The following is a 15,973-nucleotide window of genomic DNA, read 5'->3' as shown; positions in this document are numbered from 1 at the left end:
CCGAAATATCCATTCTGAGATTGGCCCCAAGAGGCGAATCCGACCGATTCAAAAACAAAACTTTGAGGAGCACATCGATGCGCGTGATTCTGCTGGGGGCCCCTGGTGCCGGCAAAGGTACTCAAGCCGGGTTCATCACCAAAAAGTTCGGCATTCCGCAAATTTCCACTGGCGACATGCTGCGCGCAGCGGTCAAGGCCGGTACCGAGCTGGGCCTGCAGGCCAAGAGCGTCATGGACGCCGGCGGCCTGGTTTCCGATGACCTGATCATCAACCTGGTCAAGGAGCGCATTGCCCAGCCCGACTGCGCCAATGGCTTCCTCTTCGACGGTTTCCCGCGCACCATCCCTCAGGCTGAAGCGCTGAAGGAAGCCGGCGTGACCATCGACCACGTGGTGGAAATCGCAGTGGACGACGAGGAAATCGTCAGCCGCATCGCCGGCCGCCGCGTACACCCGGCTTCCGGCCGCGTCTACCACACCGAGCACAACCCGCCGAAGGTTGCCGGCAAGGACGACGAAACCGGCGAAGACCTGATCCAGCGCGACGACGACAAGGAAGAGACCGTACGCAAGCGTCTGGCCGTGTACCACTCGCAGACCAAGCCGCTGGTGGACTTCTACCAGAAGCTCTCCGCCGCCGAAGGCACCCCGAAGTACAGCGCCGTTGCCGGCGTGGGCTCCGTGGACGAGATCACCGCCAAGGTGCTGGCCGCCCTCAGCTGAGACGCAGCCCGTATCTGACCAACGGCCCGCTTGCGGGCCGTTGGCGTTTATAATGCCCGCCTTTTTTCCTGCGTCTGGACCGATCGATGACCACTCTGCTGGCCCTGGATACCGCCACCGAAGCCTGCTCCGTTGCCCTGCTGCATGACGGCAAGGTACTCAGCCACTACGAGGTGATCCCGCGCCTGCATGCCCAGCGCCTGCTGCCGATGATCCAGACCCTCCTGGGTGAGGCGGGCCTGCCGCTGGCCGCGGTGGATGCCATCGCCTTCGGCCGTGGCCCCGGTGCCTTCACCGGTGTGCGCATCGCCATCGGCGTCGTCCAGGGGCTGGCGTTCGCCCTGGATCGTCCGGTGCTGCCGGTGTCCGACCTGGCCGTGCTGGCCCAACGGGCCCATCGCGAGCAGGGCGTGGACCAGGTGGCCGCCGCCATCGACGCGCGCATGGACGAGGTTTACTGGGGCTGCTACCGCCTGGAAGCCGGCGAAATGCGCCTGGCGGGCGTGGAGGCCGTGCTGCCGCCCGAACAGGCCCGGTTGCCACGCGATGCCAGCGGCAGCTGGTACGGCGCCGGCACCGGCTGGGGCACCTTTGCCGCGCGGATTCCGGTGCCGGTTTCCGGCCAGTCGCCGGACCTGCTGCCCCACGCCGAAGACCTGCTCACCCTGGCCCGCTTCGCCTGGGAGCGGGGCGAAGGCCTGCCCGCCGATCAGGCGCAGCCGGTCTACCTGCGCGACAACGTCGCCACGCCCAAGGCGCCGCAGTAGAATCGCTCCTGCCGTCCCCGTCGCGGATTGCCAACGCCGGGGCGGACGGCTAGAGTCCACCCGCATTCATTTCAAAACGCCAGCACTGCCGGGCAGTAACCGATGCGTATCGACGGCTTCACTTCTTCCTATCCGCTGGAGCGCAGCCCCCGTCAGGGCAGTGCGGTCACGCCTTTCCGCGAGATCCAGCGTGAGGAGGAAGCTCGCCGCGAGCAGCCGGGCACGCCGTCCGCGACCCAGGGCTACGAGCAGGCGCCGCAGCCTCGCCGTGTACAGGCCAGCAACGCTTCTGCCGACAGCCTCCCGCTGCGTCCCCAGGACCTGATCCAGCAGCGCAACATGAGCAACCGCGCCGCCCAGGCCGTCGCCAGCTACAGCACCACTGCCCGCATGACTGCCGAATTCGACGCCCCCGAAGTCCTCGGCCTCGACCTCTACGCCTGATGCTGCCTTATCACCTGGGCTGCCCGTCGTGGAACGAGCCGGCCTGGCGCGGCAGTTTCTATCCCGCCGACCTGCGCCCCGCCGAGACCCTTGGCCACTATTGCCAGGTGTTCAATGCCGTAGAAGGCAATACCACCTTCTACGCCCGGCCATCCGCCGAGACTCTCCAGCGCTGGGCGCAAACCATGCCGGAGGCGTTCCGCTTCTGCGCCAAGCTGCCTCGCGACATCAGCCATGAAGGCGACCTGCGCGACCAGTTCAGCGCCACCCAGGACTTTCTCCAGCTGCTCTCGCCCCTCGGGCCGCGCCTGGCGCCGCTCTGGTTGCAGCTGCCGGCCGCCTTCGGACCCAACCGGCTTGGTGAGCTGGCCTGCTGGCTGGACGAGTTCAGTCACCAGTCCATTGCGGTGGAAGTGCGCAATCCGGCCTTCTTCGACAAGGGCGACGCCGAGCGGGCGCTCAATCGCCTGCTGCACGAGCGCGGCGTGGAGCGCATCTGCCTGGATTCGCGGGCCCTGTTCAGTGTCCGATCCCGGGACCCGGCGGTGCTTCATGCACAGTCGAAGAAACCGCGCGTGCCGGTTCGGCCCACCGCCTTCAGCGCCAGCCCGCAGGTGCGCTTCATCGGCGGGCCGGACCTGGACGCCAACCAGCCGTTCCTCGAACCCTGGCTGGACAAGGTGGCCGGCTGGATCGAACAGGGCCTGACGCCCAGCGTCTTCCTGCACACCCCGGACAACCACCAGGCGGCGGCCCAGGCCTTGCGCTTCCATGCCGCCCTTTGCGAGCGCCTGCCGGGACTACCGGCTCTCGAGCTGCCGCAACCGCCTGCCGAACAGCTCGGTCTCCTGTGAACCTTGGGCTAGGCTATCGGCCTCTGTTCGCGGATTCCGGAGCCTGCCATGACCACCCAAGCGCAACGTGGCGAAGCCTTTGCCGCCGCCCAGGGCCTGTTCAGGCCGTGAACCTGCAGTGCGTCGGGTTCTGCTGGTCCTCGTGGCGCTGGTGATCCTGCTGGTGCCAGAGCGGGAACGGGCCTGGCGCCTGGAGCTGTCGCCGCGTTGGAACCCCTGGGCGCCGCTGGACGTGCGGGAAGCGCCCAACCTGGTCACCCGTTTCAAACTGTGGCGCCTGCAGGACGATCCCGAACTCTGCCGCAGCGCGCTGGCGAGCTCTGCGCTGAAGTACGCGCCACTGCCGGACAGCGCGCCCACCGCCGGCTGCCCGCTCGCCAACAGCGTGCGCATCAATGCAGCCGGTCTTGCCTTGAGCAGCAGCTTCATCGCGAGCTGCGAACTGGCGGTGGCCTTCGCGCTGTTCGAACGTCACGGCCTTCAACCAGCCGCGCAGCAAGTGTTCGGCCAGAGGGTGACGCGCCTGGATCATCTGGGCAGCTTCGCTTGCCGCAACATCGGCGGCAGCCAGCGCCGCAGCCAGCATGCTTCGGCCAATGCACTGGACATCGCCGGATTCCGACTGGCCGATGACCGGTACGTTTCGGTGGCCGGGGACTGGACGGGGGAGGGCGAGAAGGCGCGCTTCCTGCGTCTGGTGCGAGCGTCCGCCTGCGAACACTTCAGCGTCACCTTGGGGCCCGATTACAACGCGGCCCACCGCGACCACTTCCATCTGGATATGGGGGCGTTGCACATGTGCCGGTGAGCCGGGCGCGAATCTGCCCCGCAGCTCTGGCAGAATGCGCGGGTTTTTACCGGTCAGGCGATTGTGTCCATGAGTGAAGATTCCGTCAGGGTAAGGGCCGAGGCCCTGGAACCGGCCTGTGCCGAAGCGCTGGAAGCCTGGGCCGCGCGCCTGGGGCTGGCGCGCGAGGGTGAGGCGGACTTCGCCCTGCAGCTTGGCAGCGACGGCCTGCAACTGCTGCAGCTCGGCCCCGATTCGCCGGGACCTGTCCGGGTGGATTTCGTCGAGGGCGCAGTGGCCCATCGGCGCAAGTTCGGCGGCGGCAGCGGGCAGATGATCGCCAAGGCGGTGGGCGTGCAGCCCGGCGTCCGCCCAAGGGTGCTGGATGCCACGGCGGGACTGGGGCGCGATGCCTTCGTCCTGGCGACCCTGGGCTGCGACATGACCCTGATCGAACGCCAGCCGCTGATCGCTGCCCTGCTCGAAGACGGCCTGGCCCGTGCCAGCCGGGACCTGGACTGCGCCGCCATCGTCGCGCGCATGCATCTGCTGCAGGGCAATGCGATAGAGCTGATGCGTAACTGGCAGGGTGAGGCGCCCCAGGTGATCTACCTCGACCCGATGTTCCCGCACCGCGACAAGAGCGCGCTGGTGAAGAAGGAAATGCGCCTGTTCCGCCCCCTGGTGGGCGACGACCAGGATGCTCCGGCACTGCTGGAGGCGGCCCAGGCCCTGGCCAGCCACCGTGTGGTGGTGAAGCGCCCGCGCAAGGCGCCGATCATCGAGGGCGCCAGGCCGGGCTATGCGCTGGAAGGCAAATCCAGCCGGTATGACATTTATCCGAAAAAGAAACTCGGAACCTGAGGCAAGGCCAGCCGCAGGTGGCGTCCAGCCAATTTCGTGACCGGACCTGCGGAGGCTCGGTCAGGGTGCATAGGCCCTGGTGAACAGCTCCACCACTTCCCGCACATGCTGCTCGGCGTCTTCCCCTTCCGGGGCCGTGCCGCAGCCGATCAGCAGGCGGAAGTTGTGTCCGCCCTTGATCAGGCAAAAGAAATGCTCGGCGGCGTTCTGCGCGTTTTCGATGCGCAGCTTGCCGGCTTGGTTGGCCTGGGCCAGCAGCCCGGTCATTTCCTTGAGGATCTGCTGCGGCCCCGCCTCGTAGAACATCCGTGACAGCTTCGCGTCCTGGTTGGCCATGGCCACCATCACGCGGTGCAGTTCCAGGGACTCGCGGCTGTTGATCAGCTGGTGGAAGCTGCGGCCGATGTTCAGCAGCACGCTTTCGATACTGGCATCCGGCGGTAGCTCGAACAGCAGCTCCGGCAGCTGCTCCTCGCACTTGGCCTTCACCGCGGCGGAGAACAGCGTCTCCTTGTCGGTGAAATGGCTGTACACGGTCAGCTTGGACACACCGGCCTCGGCAGCGATGGCGTCCATGCTGCTGCCGTCATAGCCGTTTCGCAGGAAAAGATTCTTCGCGGCTTCGAGAATCGCCTTTCTCTTGGCCGGATCTTTCGGGCGGCCCGGGCCGCTGGTCGGAAATGAATGGTTAGACATTTCTTTCTAAATACTGGACTGGTGAGTTTGCTATTTTTACTATACCCAGCAGTATAAATATTCCCACTGCTCTTCGCGAAAGGTCATTCATCATGTTTCGCCATGCCTTGCCCCTCGCTCTGCCCCTTTCTCTCTCCCTGTTGATCGCCGCCTGCGGCAATGGGGAGCCTGTGCAACAGGTGGTGCGTCCAGCCATGGTGGTGCAGCCCGAGCCTGCGGCGGACGCGGTGGATACCTTCCCGGGTGAAGTGCGTTCGCGCTACGAGCCGGAGCTGGCCTTCCGCATTGGCGGCAAGATCGCCAAGCGCCTGGTGGAAGTGGGGCAGCGGGTGAAGAAGGACCAACCCCTGGCCGAACTGGACCCGCAGGACGTGCGCCTGCAACTGGAGGCCAGCCGGGCCCAGGTCACCGCCGCCGAGGCCAACCTCAAGCTGGTGCGTGCCGAGCGTGATCGCTACCGCACCCTGCTGGACCGCCAGATGATCAGCCGCTCCCAGTACGACAACGTGGAGAATCAGTACCGCGCGGGTGAGGCGCGGGTGAAGCAGATCAGGGCCGAGTTCAACGTCGCCAGCAACCAGGCCGCCTATACCGTGCTGCGTGCTTCCCGGGATGGCGTGATCGCCAGTCGCCGCGCGGAAGTGGGGCAGGTGGTGGCCGCCGGGCAGACGGTCTTCACCCTGGCTGCGGACGGCGAGCGCGAAGTGCTGATCAGCCTGCCGGAACATGCCATCGACCGCTTCAAGGTCGGCCAGGAGGTGGCGGTCGAGCTGTGGTCATTGCCCGGCCAGCGCTTCCCGGCGCGTATCCGTGAGCTGGCGCCGGCCGCCGATCCGCAGTCGCGCACCTTCGCTGCGCGTGTCGCCTTCGTCGATGGCAAGGTCCCGGCGGAACTGGGGCAGAGCGCCCGCGTCTTCATCCGCAGCAATGCTTCGGTTCCCCTTTCCGTACCGCTCTCGGCGCTGACCGCAGAGGCGGGCCAGCCCTATGTCTGGGTGGTGGATCCCCGGGACTCCACCCTGAAGCGCCGCCTGGTGCGCGTCGGTCCCTATGGTGAGGACCGGGTGCCGGTTCTCGAAGGCCTCGAGCCCGACGACTGGGTCGTGGCCGCCGGCGTGCAGGTGCTTCGCGAAGGCCAGCAGGTGCGGCCGGTGGACCGCGCCAATCGTTCGGTGAAGATGCTGGCCAAGGAGTAAGGCGCCGTGAACTTCAACCTTTCCGCCTGGGCGCTGAAGAACCGCCAGATCGTCCTCTACATCATGCTGCTGCTGGGCATTGTCGGGGCCATTTCCTACACCAAGCTGGGTCAGAGCGAAGACCCGCCCTTCACCTTCAAGGCCATGGTGATACGCACCAACTGGCCGGGCGCCAGTGCCGAGGAAGTGTCCCGCCAGGTCACCGAGCGCATCGAGAAGAAGCTGATGGAGACCGGCGAGTACGACAAGATCATCTCCTTCTCCCGCCCGGGCGAATCGCAGGTGACCTTCATCGCCCGCGACTCCATGCGCTCGAACGAGATTCCCGAGCTCTGGTACCAGGTCCGCAAGAAGATCGGCGACATCCGCCACACCTTGCCGCCAGGCATCCAGGGGCCGTTCTTCAACGACGAATTCGGCACCACCTTCGGCAACATCTATGCCCTGACCGGCGAAGGCTTCGACTACGCCGTGCTCAAGGACTACGCCGACCGCATCCAGCTGCAACTGCAGCGGGTCAAGGATGTGGGCAAGGTGGAGCTGCTCGGCCTGCAGGACGAGAAGATCTGGATCGAACTCTCCAACGTGAAGCTGGCGACTCTGGGGCTGCCGCTTGCCGCCGTGCAGCAGGCCCTGGAAGAGCAGAATGCCGTGGCTGCCGCCGGGTTCTTCGAGACCCCCAGCGACCGCGTGCAATTGCGGGTCTCCGGCCGCTTCGACTCGGTGAAGGAAATCCGCGATTTCCCCATCCGCGTGGGTGACCGTACTTTCCGCATCGGCGACGTCGCCGACGTACGTCGCGGTTTCAACGACCCGCCGGCGCCGCGCATGCGTTTCATGGGCGAAGACGCCATCGGCCTGGCCGTATCCATGAAGGATGGCGGCGACATCCTGGTGCTCGGCCAGGCGCTGGAGCAGGAGTTCGCCCGACTGCAGCAGAACCTGCCGGCCGGCATGCAGCTGCGCAAGGTGTCCGACCAGCCGGCGGCGGTGAAGACCGGGGTAGGGGAGTTCGTTCGTGTGCTCACCGAGGCTCTGATCATCGTGCTGCTGGTGAGCTTCTTCTCCCTGGGCCTGCGCACCGGCCTGGTGGTGGCGCTGTCCATCCCGCTGGTGCTGGCGATGACCTTCGCCACCATGTACTACCTCGGCATCGGCCTGCACAAGATTTCCCTTGGCGCGCTGGTGCTGGCGCTGGGGCTGCTGGTGGACGACGCGATCATCGCGGTGGAGATGATGGCGATCAAGATGGAGCAGGGCTACGACCGCCTCAAGGCGGCCAGCTATGCCTGGAGCAGCACGGCATTCCCGATGCTCACCGGCACCCTGATCACCGCCGCCGGTTTCCTGCCCATCGCTACCGCGCAGTCCGGTACCGGCGAGTACACCCGCTCGATCTTCCAGGTGGTGACCATCGCCCTGGTGGTGTCCTGGATCGCCGCGGTGATGTTCGTCCCCTACCTGGGCGACCGCCTGCTGCCCGATCTGGCCAGGCTGCACGCGAAGAAACATGGCGGCAGCGACAAGGGCCACGATCCGTACGGTACGCCCTTCTACCAGCGCGTCCGTGGCGTGGTGGAGTGGTGCGTGCGGCGGCGCAAGACGGTGATCCTGCTGACCCTGGCCGCGTTCATCGCCTCCATCGCGCTGTTCCGCTTCGTGCCCCAGCAGTTCTTCCCGTCCTCCGGCCGCCTGGAGCTGATGGTCGACCTCAAGCTGAGCGAGGGTTCATCACTGGCCAATACCGAGGCCGAGGTGAAGCGCCTGGAGCAGCTGCTGCGCGACCACCCGGGTGTGGATAACTACGTCGCCTACGTCGGCACCGGCTCGCCACGTTTCTACTTGCCGCTGGACCAGCAGCTGCCTGCGGCGAGCTTCGCCCAGTTCGTGGTGCTGGCCAAGACCATCGAGTCCCGCGAGGAAGTCCGCAGCTGGCTGATCCAGGTGCTGAACGATGAATTCCCCACCCTGCGCAGCCGTATCTCGCGCCTGGAGAATGGCCCGCCGGTGGGTTACCCGGTGCAGTTCCGCGTATCCGGCGAACACATCGACGAAGTCCGCTCCCTGGCCCGCAAGGTGGCCGACAAGGTGCGCGAAAACCCGCATGTGGTGAACGTGCACCTGGACTGGGAGGAGCCGAGCAAGGTGGTGCGGCTGAACATCGACCAGGACCGCGCCCGGGCGATGGGGGTGAGCACCGCCGACCTGTCGCGATTCCTGCAGAGCTCGTTGACGGGTGCGCCGGTGAGCCAGTACCGCGAAGACAATGAGCTGATCGAGATCCTCCTGCGCGGCACCGTGCGTGAACGCCAGGATCTGGCCCTGTTGCCGAGCCTGTCGGTGCCCACGGACAACGGTCGCAGCGTGCCGCTGTCGCAGATCGCCACCCTGGAATACGGGTTCGAGGAGGGCATCATCTGGCACCGCAACCGCCTGCCCACCGTCACCGTGCGTGGCGACATCTACGACAAGTCGCTGCCGGCCGGCCTGGTCAAGGACATCTTGCCGACGCTGGAGCCGATCCGCGCCGAGCTGCCGGACGGCTACCTGCTGGAAGTCGGCGGTACGGTGGAAGACTCCGCCCGTGGGCAGCGCTCGGTGAACGCCGGCATGCCGCTGTTCGTCGTGGTCGTGCTGACCCTGCTGATGCTGCAGCTCAAGAGTTTCTCGCGCTCGGCCATGGTGTTCCTCACCGCGCCCCTGGGGCTGATTGGCGTGACCCTGTTCCTCCTGGTGTTCCGCCAACCCTTCGGCTTCGTCGCGATGCTCGGCACCATCGCCCTGGCGGGGATGATCATGCGCAACTCGGTGATCCTGGTCGACCAGATCGAGCAGGACATCGCACAGGGACTGGACCGCTGGCACGCCATCATCGAGGCCACGGTGCGGCGCTTCCGCCCCATCGTGCTCACCGCGCTGGCAGCGGTGCTGGCGATGATCCCGCTGTCGCGCAGCGTGTTCTTCGGTCCCATGGCCGTGGCCATCATGGGCGGTCTGATCGTCGCCACCGCCTTGACCCTGTTGTTCCTGCCGGCACTCTACGCCGCCTGGTTCCGGGTCAAACCCGTGGAGGCGGAGCAGGCCCGGCCAGCGCTGGCTCCCGACCCGCAGCCCAGCCACTGACGAAAAAGGCCCCTTCGGGGGCCTTTTTCATGGGCGCTTCGGCCATTTCTGCCAATCTTCCGGCTGGTTCCTCCCTGGCCCTTGGCGCCGTGGGCATGCGCGCAGAGACTGGCCGGGCCTGCCTCAGCCCATGATCACAAGACGAGGTGTCCATGCAGCACGCGACCCAGGTGGCATTGCTCAAGCGAACCCTGGCCCTGGTGGAACAGGGCGAATCCGAGTGCGTCGAGTCGCCGTCGGCGCTGCCGGTGGATGTCTACCTCGACGCGCAGCGCTACCGCCGCGAACGGGACGAGATACTGCGTTGCGAGCCGTTGCTGGTGGCCCGTTCCTGCGAAATTCCCCCGGGTCACTTCATCACCCGCGAGCTGCTGGCGCCGCTGCTACTGACCCGTGACGAGCAGGGCCGACTGCGGGGCTTCCTCAACGTCTGCAAGCACCGCGGCACCCAACTGGTGAACGATGCCAGCGGGCGCAACCGGGTCTTCGTCTGTCCGTACCATGCCTGGGCCTATAATCCGGACGGGCAGCTTCGCGGCATTCCCCACGGATATGGTTTTGACGGCATCGATCGCGCTTGCCTGAACCTTGCCGAGGTGCCCGTCGCCGAGCGCTTCGGTGCCGTCTGGGCGCGCCACTCACCGGGGCCGGCGCTGGATCTGGACGCCTTCTTCGGCGAGCAGATCCTCGCCGACTTCGACAGCTTCGCCCTGGACGATCACGTGATCTTCGATCCCCGGGACATCCGCCGGCCGGTGAACTGGAAGCTGACCATCGACACCTTCCTGGAGAACTACCACGTCGCCAAGGCGCACCAGGCCACCATCGACCATCTGTTCTGGCCCAACCTGGGCCTGTTCGAGCGTTTCGGCCGGCATATCCGCAATTACTACGTGAAGCGCAACCTGCGGGAAATCCTCGACCAGCCGGAGCGGGACTGGAACCTGCGGCGTCACGGCAACCTGTTGTACTTCCTCTGGCCCAACACCCTGGTGCTGGTGGAGCCGGACCATATCGACTTCTCCACCGTGTTCCCCGACGGCCCGCTGGCGACCCGCGTGCTCGGGCATACCCTGCTGCCGGAAGCGCCGGCGACGGAAAAGGCGCAGCGCTATTTCGAGAGGAACAACGCGATTCTCTATTCGGCGCTGGAGGAAGACTTCGCCATGGCGGCGCGGGTTCAGACGGGCATCCAGGCCGGTGCCAGCGAGCGGCTCTGGCATGGCCGGTTCGAACAGGCGCTGAGGTGGTTCCATCAGGGGCTGGATGATGCGTTGGGGGATAGCAGGGTGGAGGTGTTGGAGTGGTAAGGGGCGGGCTGCCTGGCGAATGAATTCGCCCCTACAGGGCGTGCACGTGGCTCAAGGCCTGCGCGGATAGTCCCCTCTCCCGCTTGCGGGAGAGGGCCGCTATCAATGCGCTGCGACGCTCAGAGCGCGCCGAAGACCTTCTTCGCCAGGCTGGTAGCCGCGCCCGCAGGATTCTGGCGGATGCTGGCTTCCTGCTCGGCGATCATCTTGAACAGGCCGTCCAGGGCTTCTTCAGTCACGTAGCTCTCGATATTGGCGCTCTTGGCGTCCACCACGCCGAAACTCGCGGCCTGGCCGGCGAAGCTGTTGTATTGCTGGGCCAGTCCCACCTTGTCGGTGGCCTGCTTGACGATGGGCAGGAACTTCGCGCGCAGTTGCTCGCGGCTGGTTTTGTTCAGGTACTGGGTAGCGGCGTCGTCCGGGCCGCTGAGGATGCTCTTGGCATCCTGCACGGTCATTTTCTTCACCGCGTCCACCAGCAGCGCCTGGGCCTGCGGTACTGCCGCTTCGGCGGCCTTGTTCATGGTCGTTTCCAGCTGTTCCACCTGGGCGCCCATACCCATCATCTTCATGGTCCTGGCGGCCTTGCCGAGGTTGCCCGGCAGCTCGATGCGCACGTCGGGGTTACTGGAAAAGCCACCCGGCTTGCCGAGTTGCTGGACGGCCACCTTGGCGCCCTGGGTCAGGGCATCCTTCAGCCCGCCGCTGGCGTCCTGCTGGCTGAGGTCGGCGAGGGACAGGGCGAAGGCGCTGGCGGAGAGGGCGAGGCCGGCGCAGAGGGTAGCGAAGCGGATCATGGCAGCATCCTTGTGGCTGTTGAGGGGCGGTAAGCACAAAGCTCAGCGGACCGGAGCGACCCTCACGCGCTGGGGCGGCGGGTCGGAGCAATCAAGTTTAACCGAGTGCTGCCCCGGCGTTGATGAACAAAGGCAAAGTGCGACGGGCTGGGGCTGGAAAGACATCGCCCCCGATCCGGGGGCGAGTGGGGGAGGTCAGTGCTGGCTGTCGTCCAGCGCAGTGCTGGAGATGGCGTTCAGGGTGTTGTTGAATTGCACCGTTTCGTTGAAGGCCTTGACCAGGGCGCGGAAGCGGTCCTTGGCGGCGACCAGTTGCTTGAGCTTCTCGGCGAGGTCCTCGTCCTTGCGGTTCAGCGCGGCCTCGCGCTCGTCGAGGGATTCCGCCCGGCGCACCAGCGTCTCGGCCAGTTCATCGTTGCGCTGCTTTTCCAGGCGCAGGGTTTCGGCGAGCTTGGCCGTGCTGCGGTCGCGGGCTTCGACGCTTTCGGCCAGGGCCTTGAGGGCGGTGCTGCGTTCGGCCAGGGCGCGGGCATTGTCCTCGGCGCTGCGCTCCAGGTTGGAGACTTCGCGGGTCAGCCGTGCCTCCAGCAGACGCAGTTGTTCGTCCTTGTCGGCGAGGATGCGTTCCTTCTCCTGCAACAGGGCCTTGCGCTGTTCCAGGCTTTCCTGCTGCTTCACCGTTTCCAGCTTCTGCTGGGTCAGGTTCTTGGCCATGTCCGCGAGGGAGGCGAGGGTACTCTGCACGTCGCACAGCACGCTGTCGGCCTCGCTGTCGGCAAGGGTGGGAAGAGCCGGTTGCGGCTGGATCATGTGGCTTGGGTGTTCGGTCTCCACCGCCGCCGGCTCAATCAGCTGTTCAGCTGCCCGCCGGGACGGTGCAGGGACCGTAGCTGTTTCGGCTTGGTCGCCTGGCAGTTCCTCGATTTCGAGGGGCAATCCGGCTGCCGTTTCAGGTTCAGGTTCAGGTTCTGGTTCAATCTGAGGCTCTGGCTCTGGCTCTGGCTCTGGCTCTGGCTCTGGCTCGACAGCTGCCTCTGGCTCGGATTCGGGGATCGCCGGCTCCGCAACTATTTCGGCACAGGCTTCCGCTACGTCCTGTACGTCGGCCGGCTCGCGCTCGACCTCGACCTCGACCTCTTCCGCAATCGCCTCTTCAGCGGGCGCGGGCGTTTCGGCCGTGGCTTCGAGGACCGCTGGCGTGGCCAGGCTGAAATCCACGCCGAGGGCGCGGCTGTCGATAGGGGAGAGGAACGCGGCCACAGAAGTGGGTTCATCCGGCAGTGGCGGGCGGGTAGACGGCAGCGGGTCGCCGATGTTGCTGCTTTCGCGGGTGGCGATCAGCTTGCTGATGGAAGACCTGCTGATTGACAGGCTTTGGTGGTCCCTCGAGGCGGCTGGTTCATTGCCGGCGCCGGTAATTTCGCCCTTGAGTTGGACGAAGTGGAATTGCGTCTTGCTGACCATGCTCACGACTCTTCTCCCCGAGTGATTTCCCTGAGCACCTGCACGGTGTGTTGCCATTCCCGCTCGGATTCCAGGCCGGCAAGGCGATAGCCGTTGTCCTGGGGGATGGCGCTCGCTACATACACCTTGGCGGTGCCCTCGCGGCCGTCTTCGTTGAGGGTGTAAACGACGATGTTGCGATCGATCTCGGGGATGGCGAAGCTGCACAGGATGGCGGCGTTGACCACCTCTCCGGTGCCGTTCTCGACTGTGATGGTTCTCAGCAGCATGGATTGGGTTTTCCGTGTTCGGGGCTGGTGGTGCACTCGGTGATCCGAGAGGAGCAGCGCCGAATGGTACGGAGGCCGCTCGAGCGAGCCTGCCGGGAAATGCCCAGTCGGGATGTGGGAACGGTCCTAAAAGAGAAGCGCCAGGCCAGAAGGCCTGGCGAGAAGGATCAGCCAGCTTCCACTGGGGCGTCCGGCTCGGCCTCGACCTGGCGATCGAAGGCCACCTGGCGGATGGACAGGCGAATCTCCGCCGGCAGCACACGCTTGGCAGCGCCTTCGGCCAGTTCGCCAAGGAGTTCGTGGTAGCCCAGCTTGCCTGCTTCGTCCTGGCGCAGCACGCGCTGGTCCAGCAGCGTCTGGATGAAGTGGCGGAACAGGCTCTTGTCGAAGAACTCCGGAGCGTTCAGCCCGTGGAGGATCGACAGGCGCTGGGCCATGACGGTGCAGAGGTCCTCGAGTTCTTCGGCGCTCAACTGGTTCTGGCCGGCGTTGAGCAGCAGGGCGATGGCCATGTAGAAGCGCTGCAGGGTCTGGACGATGGCGCGGGCCAGCAGGGTCAGCAGCACGAACTGCCGCGAACTCGGTGCCGGACGCACATAGACGTCGTTTTCCACCTTGAGCAGGCCCTGTTCGACGAAGGCTGCCAGCCACTGGTCCACGACGCCATCCAGTTCGTTCGCGTCCCAGCGGATGAACAGCTCTGCCTGCAGATAGGGATAGAGCGCACGGGTGTAACGCAGGATCTGCTCGCGGCTCATCCGCGCGCTGCTCTGGAAGAAACAGGCCAGCAGGGCGGGCAGGGCGAACACATGGAGCACGTTGTTGCGGTAGTAGGTCATGAGGACGGCGTTCTGCTCGTCCAGATAGAGGATCCTGCCCAGCGCGTCCTTCTGCTCCGCCAGCAGGTCCATGCTCAGCACGTACTGGATCAGCGCCTGTCCGTCGCCTTCGGGCAGGGTGGCGTGGGGCGAGTAGGGCACGGCGCGGAGCAGCGCCAGGTAGAGGTCGAGCACGCGGGTCAGGGCGCGTTCGTCCAGGGCCAGGCGGGTGGTGGAGAGCAGCGCCAGGGCCACCAGGTTGACCGGGTTGATCGCCGCCGCGTCGTTGAGATGACGGGCGATGCGCTCGGCGAGCTGGTTGGTGGTGTCGTTGAGCCAGGCCGGGCGGAATTGCGGGCCCAGCTCCTGGGTGCGCCAGTCGGGCTGCTGCTGGTCGAGGAATTCGGCCAGTTTGATCGGTTCGCCGAAGTTCACCGCCACTGAACCGAACCGCAGCTTCAGGGCGCTGATGACCTTGAACAGGTCGAAGATGGATTCCTTCTTTTTGCTTGCTCCGCGCAGTTCGCCCAGGTAGGTGCGGCCTTCCAGCACGCGTTCGTAGCCGATGTACACCGGCACGAAGACGATGGGCAGGCGCGAGGAGCGCAGGAAGCTGCGCAGGGTGATGGCGAGCATGCCGGTCTTCGGATGCAGCATGCGGCCGGTGCGCGAGCGCCCGCCTTCGACGAAGTACTCCACCGGGAAGCCGCGGCTGAACAGGGTGTGCAGGTATTCGTTGAATACCGCTGTGTACAGCGGGTTGCCCTTGAAGGTGCGGCGCATGAAGAAGGCACCGCCACGGCGCAGCAGGCCGCCGATCACCGGCATGTTGAGGTTGATGCCGGCGGCGATGTGCGGCGGGGTCAGGCCGTTGCGGAACAGCAGGTAGGACAGCAGCAGATAGTCGATGTGGCTGCGGTGGCAGGGTACGTAGATGACCTCGTGGCCATGCACGATGTCCTGCACCTGCTCGATGTGATTGACCTTGATGCCCTCGTAGAGCTTGTTCCAGAACCAGGACAGCACCACTTCGAGGAAGCGGATGGCGGTATAGGCGAAGTCGGAGGCGATCTCGTTGCCGTACTTCAGCGCCTGGGTCTCGGCGGTGGCCAGGCTGACCTTCTCGCGCTCGGCTTGTTCGGCGATCGCCTGGCGCACCAGCGGGCCGCGCACCAGACCTTTCACCAGGTTGCGGCGGTGGGACAGGTCGGGGCCGATGACCGCGGTTTTCTGGTTGCGGAAGTGGACGCGCAGGATGCGGTTGACCATGCGCAGCGTGCGCTCCGGTCCCTTGTCCTGCTCCACCAGTTCGCGCAGGTGGATGGGAGCGGAGAACTGCACCCGGGTCTTGCGGCCGAGGATGAGGATGCTGACCAGCTTGCGCAGGCGGCCGGTCACTGCCCAGCTGTCGGCGAAGAGCAGCTTCCAGGGGCTGGTTTCACGGTCGGGTGACTGGCCCCAGAACACCGTCACCGGAATGATCTGCGCATCTTCCACCGCATGTTGCTGGATGGCGCCCAGCACCCGCACCAGGGTCGGTGAGGCGCCGCGCTTGTCCTGGCCGCCGAGCCAGCCCGGCTCCCGGGTCAGATAGAAGAACGCGGCCGGCTCCAGCAGGTCGCCCACCGCCACCGGCAACACCGGACGTGGCAGGCCGGCCTTGGTGCATTCCCGATCCACCACCGCCAGGTCGCTGGCCGAGGGTTGCTGCAGTACATAGAGCACCGGCTTGCTGCGGTCGAGCTTCAGGGTGAGTGCGGACTGGTTGATGGTCTCGGAGCGCACCCAGAGGTAAAGCAGGCGGCGCAGGGCACCAAAGGCGAGTCGGCGGAACGGGGAGCGGGTCATGACAGGGTGAG

Annotated in this window: 15 protein-coding genes; 10 read left to right on the top strand and 5 right to left on the bottom strand. The window is 65.9% G+C overall.

What is annotated here, in order from left to right:
- The first annotated feature begins 77 nt into the window (after window positions 1-77).
- From adk to ACFW0B_RS10130, 6 genes are all read left to right on the top strand, one after another.
- Window positions 78-725: an adenylate kinase gene (gene adk / locus ACFW0B_RS10155; RefSeq protein WP_449147784.1), complete on the top strand. Its 648-nt coding sequence runs from the start codon at window positions 78-80 to the stop codon at window positions 723-725.
- Between the two features lie 86 nt (window positions 726-811).
- Window positions 812-1,492 carry a tRNA (adenosine(37)-N6)-threonylcarbamoyltransferase complex dimerization subunit type 1 TsaB gene (gene tsaB, locus ACFW0B_RS10150; RefSeq protein WP_449147783.1) on the top strand — a complete coding sequence of 227 codons (681 nt, stop codon included), beginning with the start codon at window positions 812-814 and terminating at the stop codon, window positions 1,490-1,492.
- 102 nt (window positions 1,493-1,594) lie between these two features.
- Window positions 1,595-1,936 (top strand): hypothetical protein, encoded by a 342-nt coding sequence (locus ACFW0B_RS10145; protein WP_449147782.1) that lies wholly within the window; start codon window positions 1,595-1,597, stop codon window positions 1,934-1,936.
- A complete protein-coding gene (locus ACFW0B_RS10140) occupies window positions 1,936-2,790 on the top strand; it encodes a DUF72 domain-containing protein (protein ID WP_449147781.1) in 855 nt (284 codons plus the stop codon). Before ACFW0B_RS10145 ends, ACFW0B_RS10140 begins: the two co-directional genes overlap by 1 nt.
- Window positions 2,791-2,908: 118 nt before the next feature.
- Complete coding sequence (locus tag ACFW0B_RS10135) at window positions 2,909-3,598, top strand: extensin-like domain-containing protein (RefSeq protein WP_449147780.1); 690 nt, start codon at window positions 2,909-2,911, stop codon at window positions 3,596-3,598.
- 69 nt (window positions 3,599-3,667) lie between these two features.
- Window positions 3,668-4,441, top strand: a complete 774-nt coding sequence (locus ACFW0B_RS10130; protein ID WP_449147779.1) for a class I SAM-dependent methyltransferase — start codon at window positions 3,668-3,670, stop codon at window positions 4,439-4,441.
- Window positions 4,442-4,501: 60 nt separating this feature from the next.
- On the opposite strand, the gene ACFW0B_RS10125 is transcribed toward ACFW0B_RS10130, so the two are convergent.
- Complete coding sequence (locus ACFW0B_RS10125; protein ID WP_449147778.1) at window positions 4,502-5,137, bottom strand: TetR/AcrR family transcriptional regulator; 636 nt, start codon at window positions 5,135-5,137, stop codon at window positions 4,502-4,504.
- A 92-nt stretch (window positions 5,138-5,229) separates the two neighbouring features.
- Between ACFW0B_RS10125 and ACFW0B_RS10120 the strand changes: the two genes are divergently transcribed.
- The 3 genes from ACFW0B_RS10120 (at window position 5,230) to ACFW0B_RS10110 (ending at window position 10,766) form a co-directional block, all read left to right on the top strand.
- On the top strand, window positions 5,230-6,333 hold the full coding sequence (locus ACFW0B_RS10120) for an efflux RND transporter periplasmic adaptor subunit (RefSeq protein WP_449147777.1): 1,104 nt from the start codon (window positions 5,230-5,232) through the stop codon (window positions 6,331-6,333).
- A 6-nt stretch (window positions 6,334-6,339) separates the two neighbouring features.
- On the top strand, window positions 6,340-9,456 hold the full coding sequence (locus ACFW0B_RS10115) for an efflux RND transporter permease subunit (protein ID WP_449147776.1): 3,117 nt from the start codon (window positions 6,340-6,342) through the stop codon (window positions 9,454-9,456).
- Window positions 9,457-9,608: 152 nt separating this feature from the next.
- Complete coding sequence (locus tag ACFW0B_RS10110; protein WP_449147775.1) at window positions 9,609-10,766, top strand: aromatic ring-hydroxylating oxygenase subunit alpha; 1,158 nt, start codon at window positions 9,609-9,611, stop codon at window positions 10,764-10,766.
- 119 nt (window positions 10,767-10,885) lie between these two features.
- On the opposite strand, the gene ACFW0B_RS10105 is transcribed toward ACFW0B_RS10110, so the two are convergent.
- Entirely contained in the window at window positions 10,886-11,563 is a 678-nt protein-coding gene (locus ACFW0B_RS10105; RefSeq protein ID WP_449147774.1) for a DUF4197 domain-containing protein, read from the bottom strand.
- Window positions 11,564-11,758: 195 nt separating this feature from the next.
- Window positions 11,759-12,373 carry a hypothetical protein gene (locus ACFW0B_RS10100; protein WP_449147773.1) on the bottom strand — a complete coding sequence of 205 codons (615 nt, stop codon included), beginning with the start codon at window positions 12,371-12,373 and terminating at the stop codon, window positions 11,759-11,761.
- A 90-nt stretch (window positions 12,374-12,463) separates the two neighbouring features.
- Between ACFW0B_RS10100 and ACFW0B_RS10095 the strand changes: the two genes are divergently transcribed.
- Entirely contained in the window at window positions 12,464-12,931 is a 468-nt protein-coding gene (locus ACFW0B_RS10095; protein ID WP_449147772.1) for a hypothetical protein, read from the top strand.
- 98 nt (window positions 12,932-13,029) lie between these two features.
- Here ACFW0B_RS10095 and ACFW0B_RS10090 read toward each other — a convergent pair whose 3' ends face one another.
- The gene (locus ACFW0B_RS10090) at window positions 13,030-13,296 is read right to left on the bottom strand and encodes a hypothetical protein (RefSeq protein WP_449147771.1); all 267 of its coding nucleotides are present in this window, start codon (window positions 13,294-13,296) and stop codon (window positions 13,030-13,032) included.
- A gap of 167 nt (window positions 13,297-13,463) precedes the next feature.
- The gene (gene plsB / locus ACFW0B_RS10085; protein WP_449147770.1) at window positions 13,464-15,962 is read right to left on the bottom strand and encodes a glycerol-3-phosphate 1-O-acyltransferase PlsB; all 2,499 of its coding nucleotides are present in this window, start codon (window positions 15,960-15,962) and stop codon (window positions 13,464-13,466) included.
- Between the last annotated feature and the right edge of the window lie 11 nt (window positions 15,963-15,973).

The organism is Metapseudomonas phytobenefica (assembly GCF_043392685.1).
Taxonomy (GTDB): Bacteria; Pseudomonadota; Gammaproteobacteria; order Pseudomonadales; family Pseudomonadaceae; genus Metapseudomonas.
Note: the sequence above shows the minus strand (reverse complement) of the source record. Positions and strands in the feature narration are given on the sequence as shown.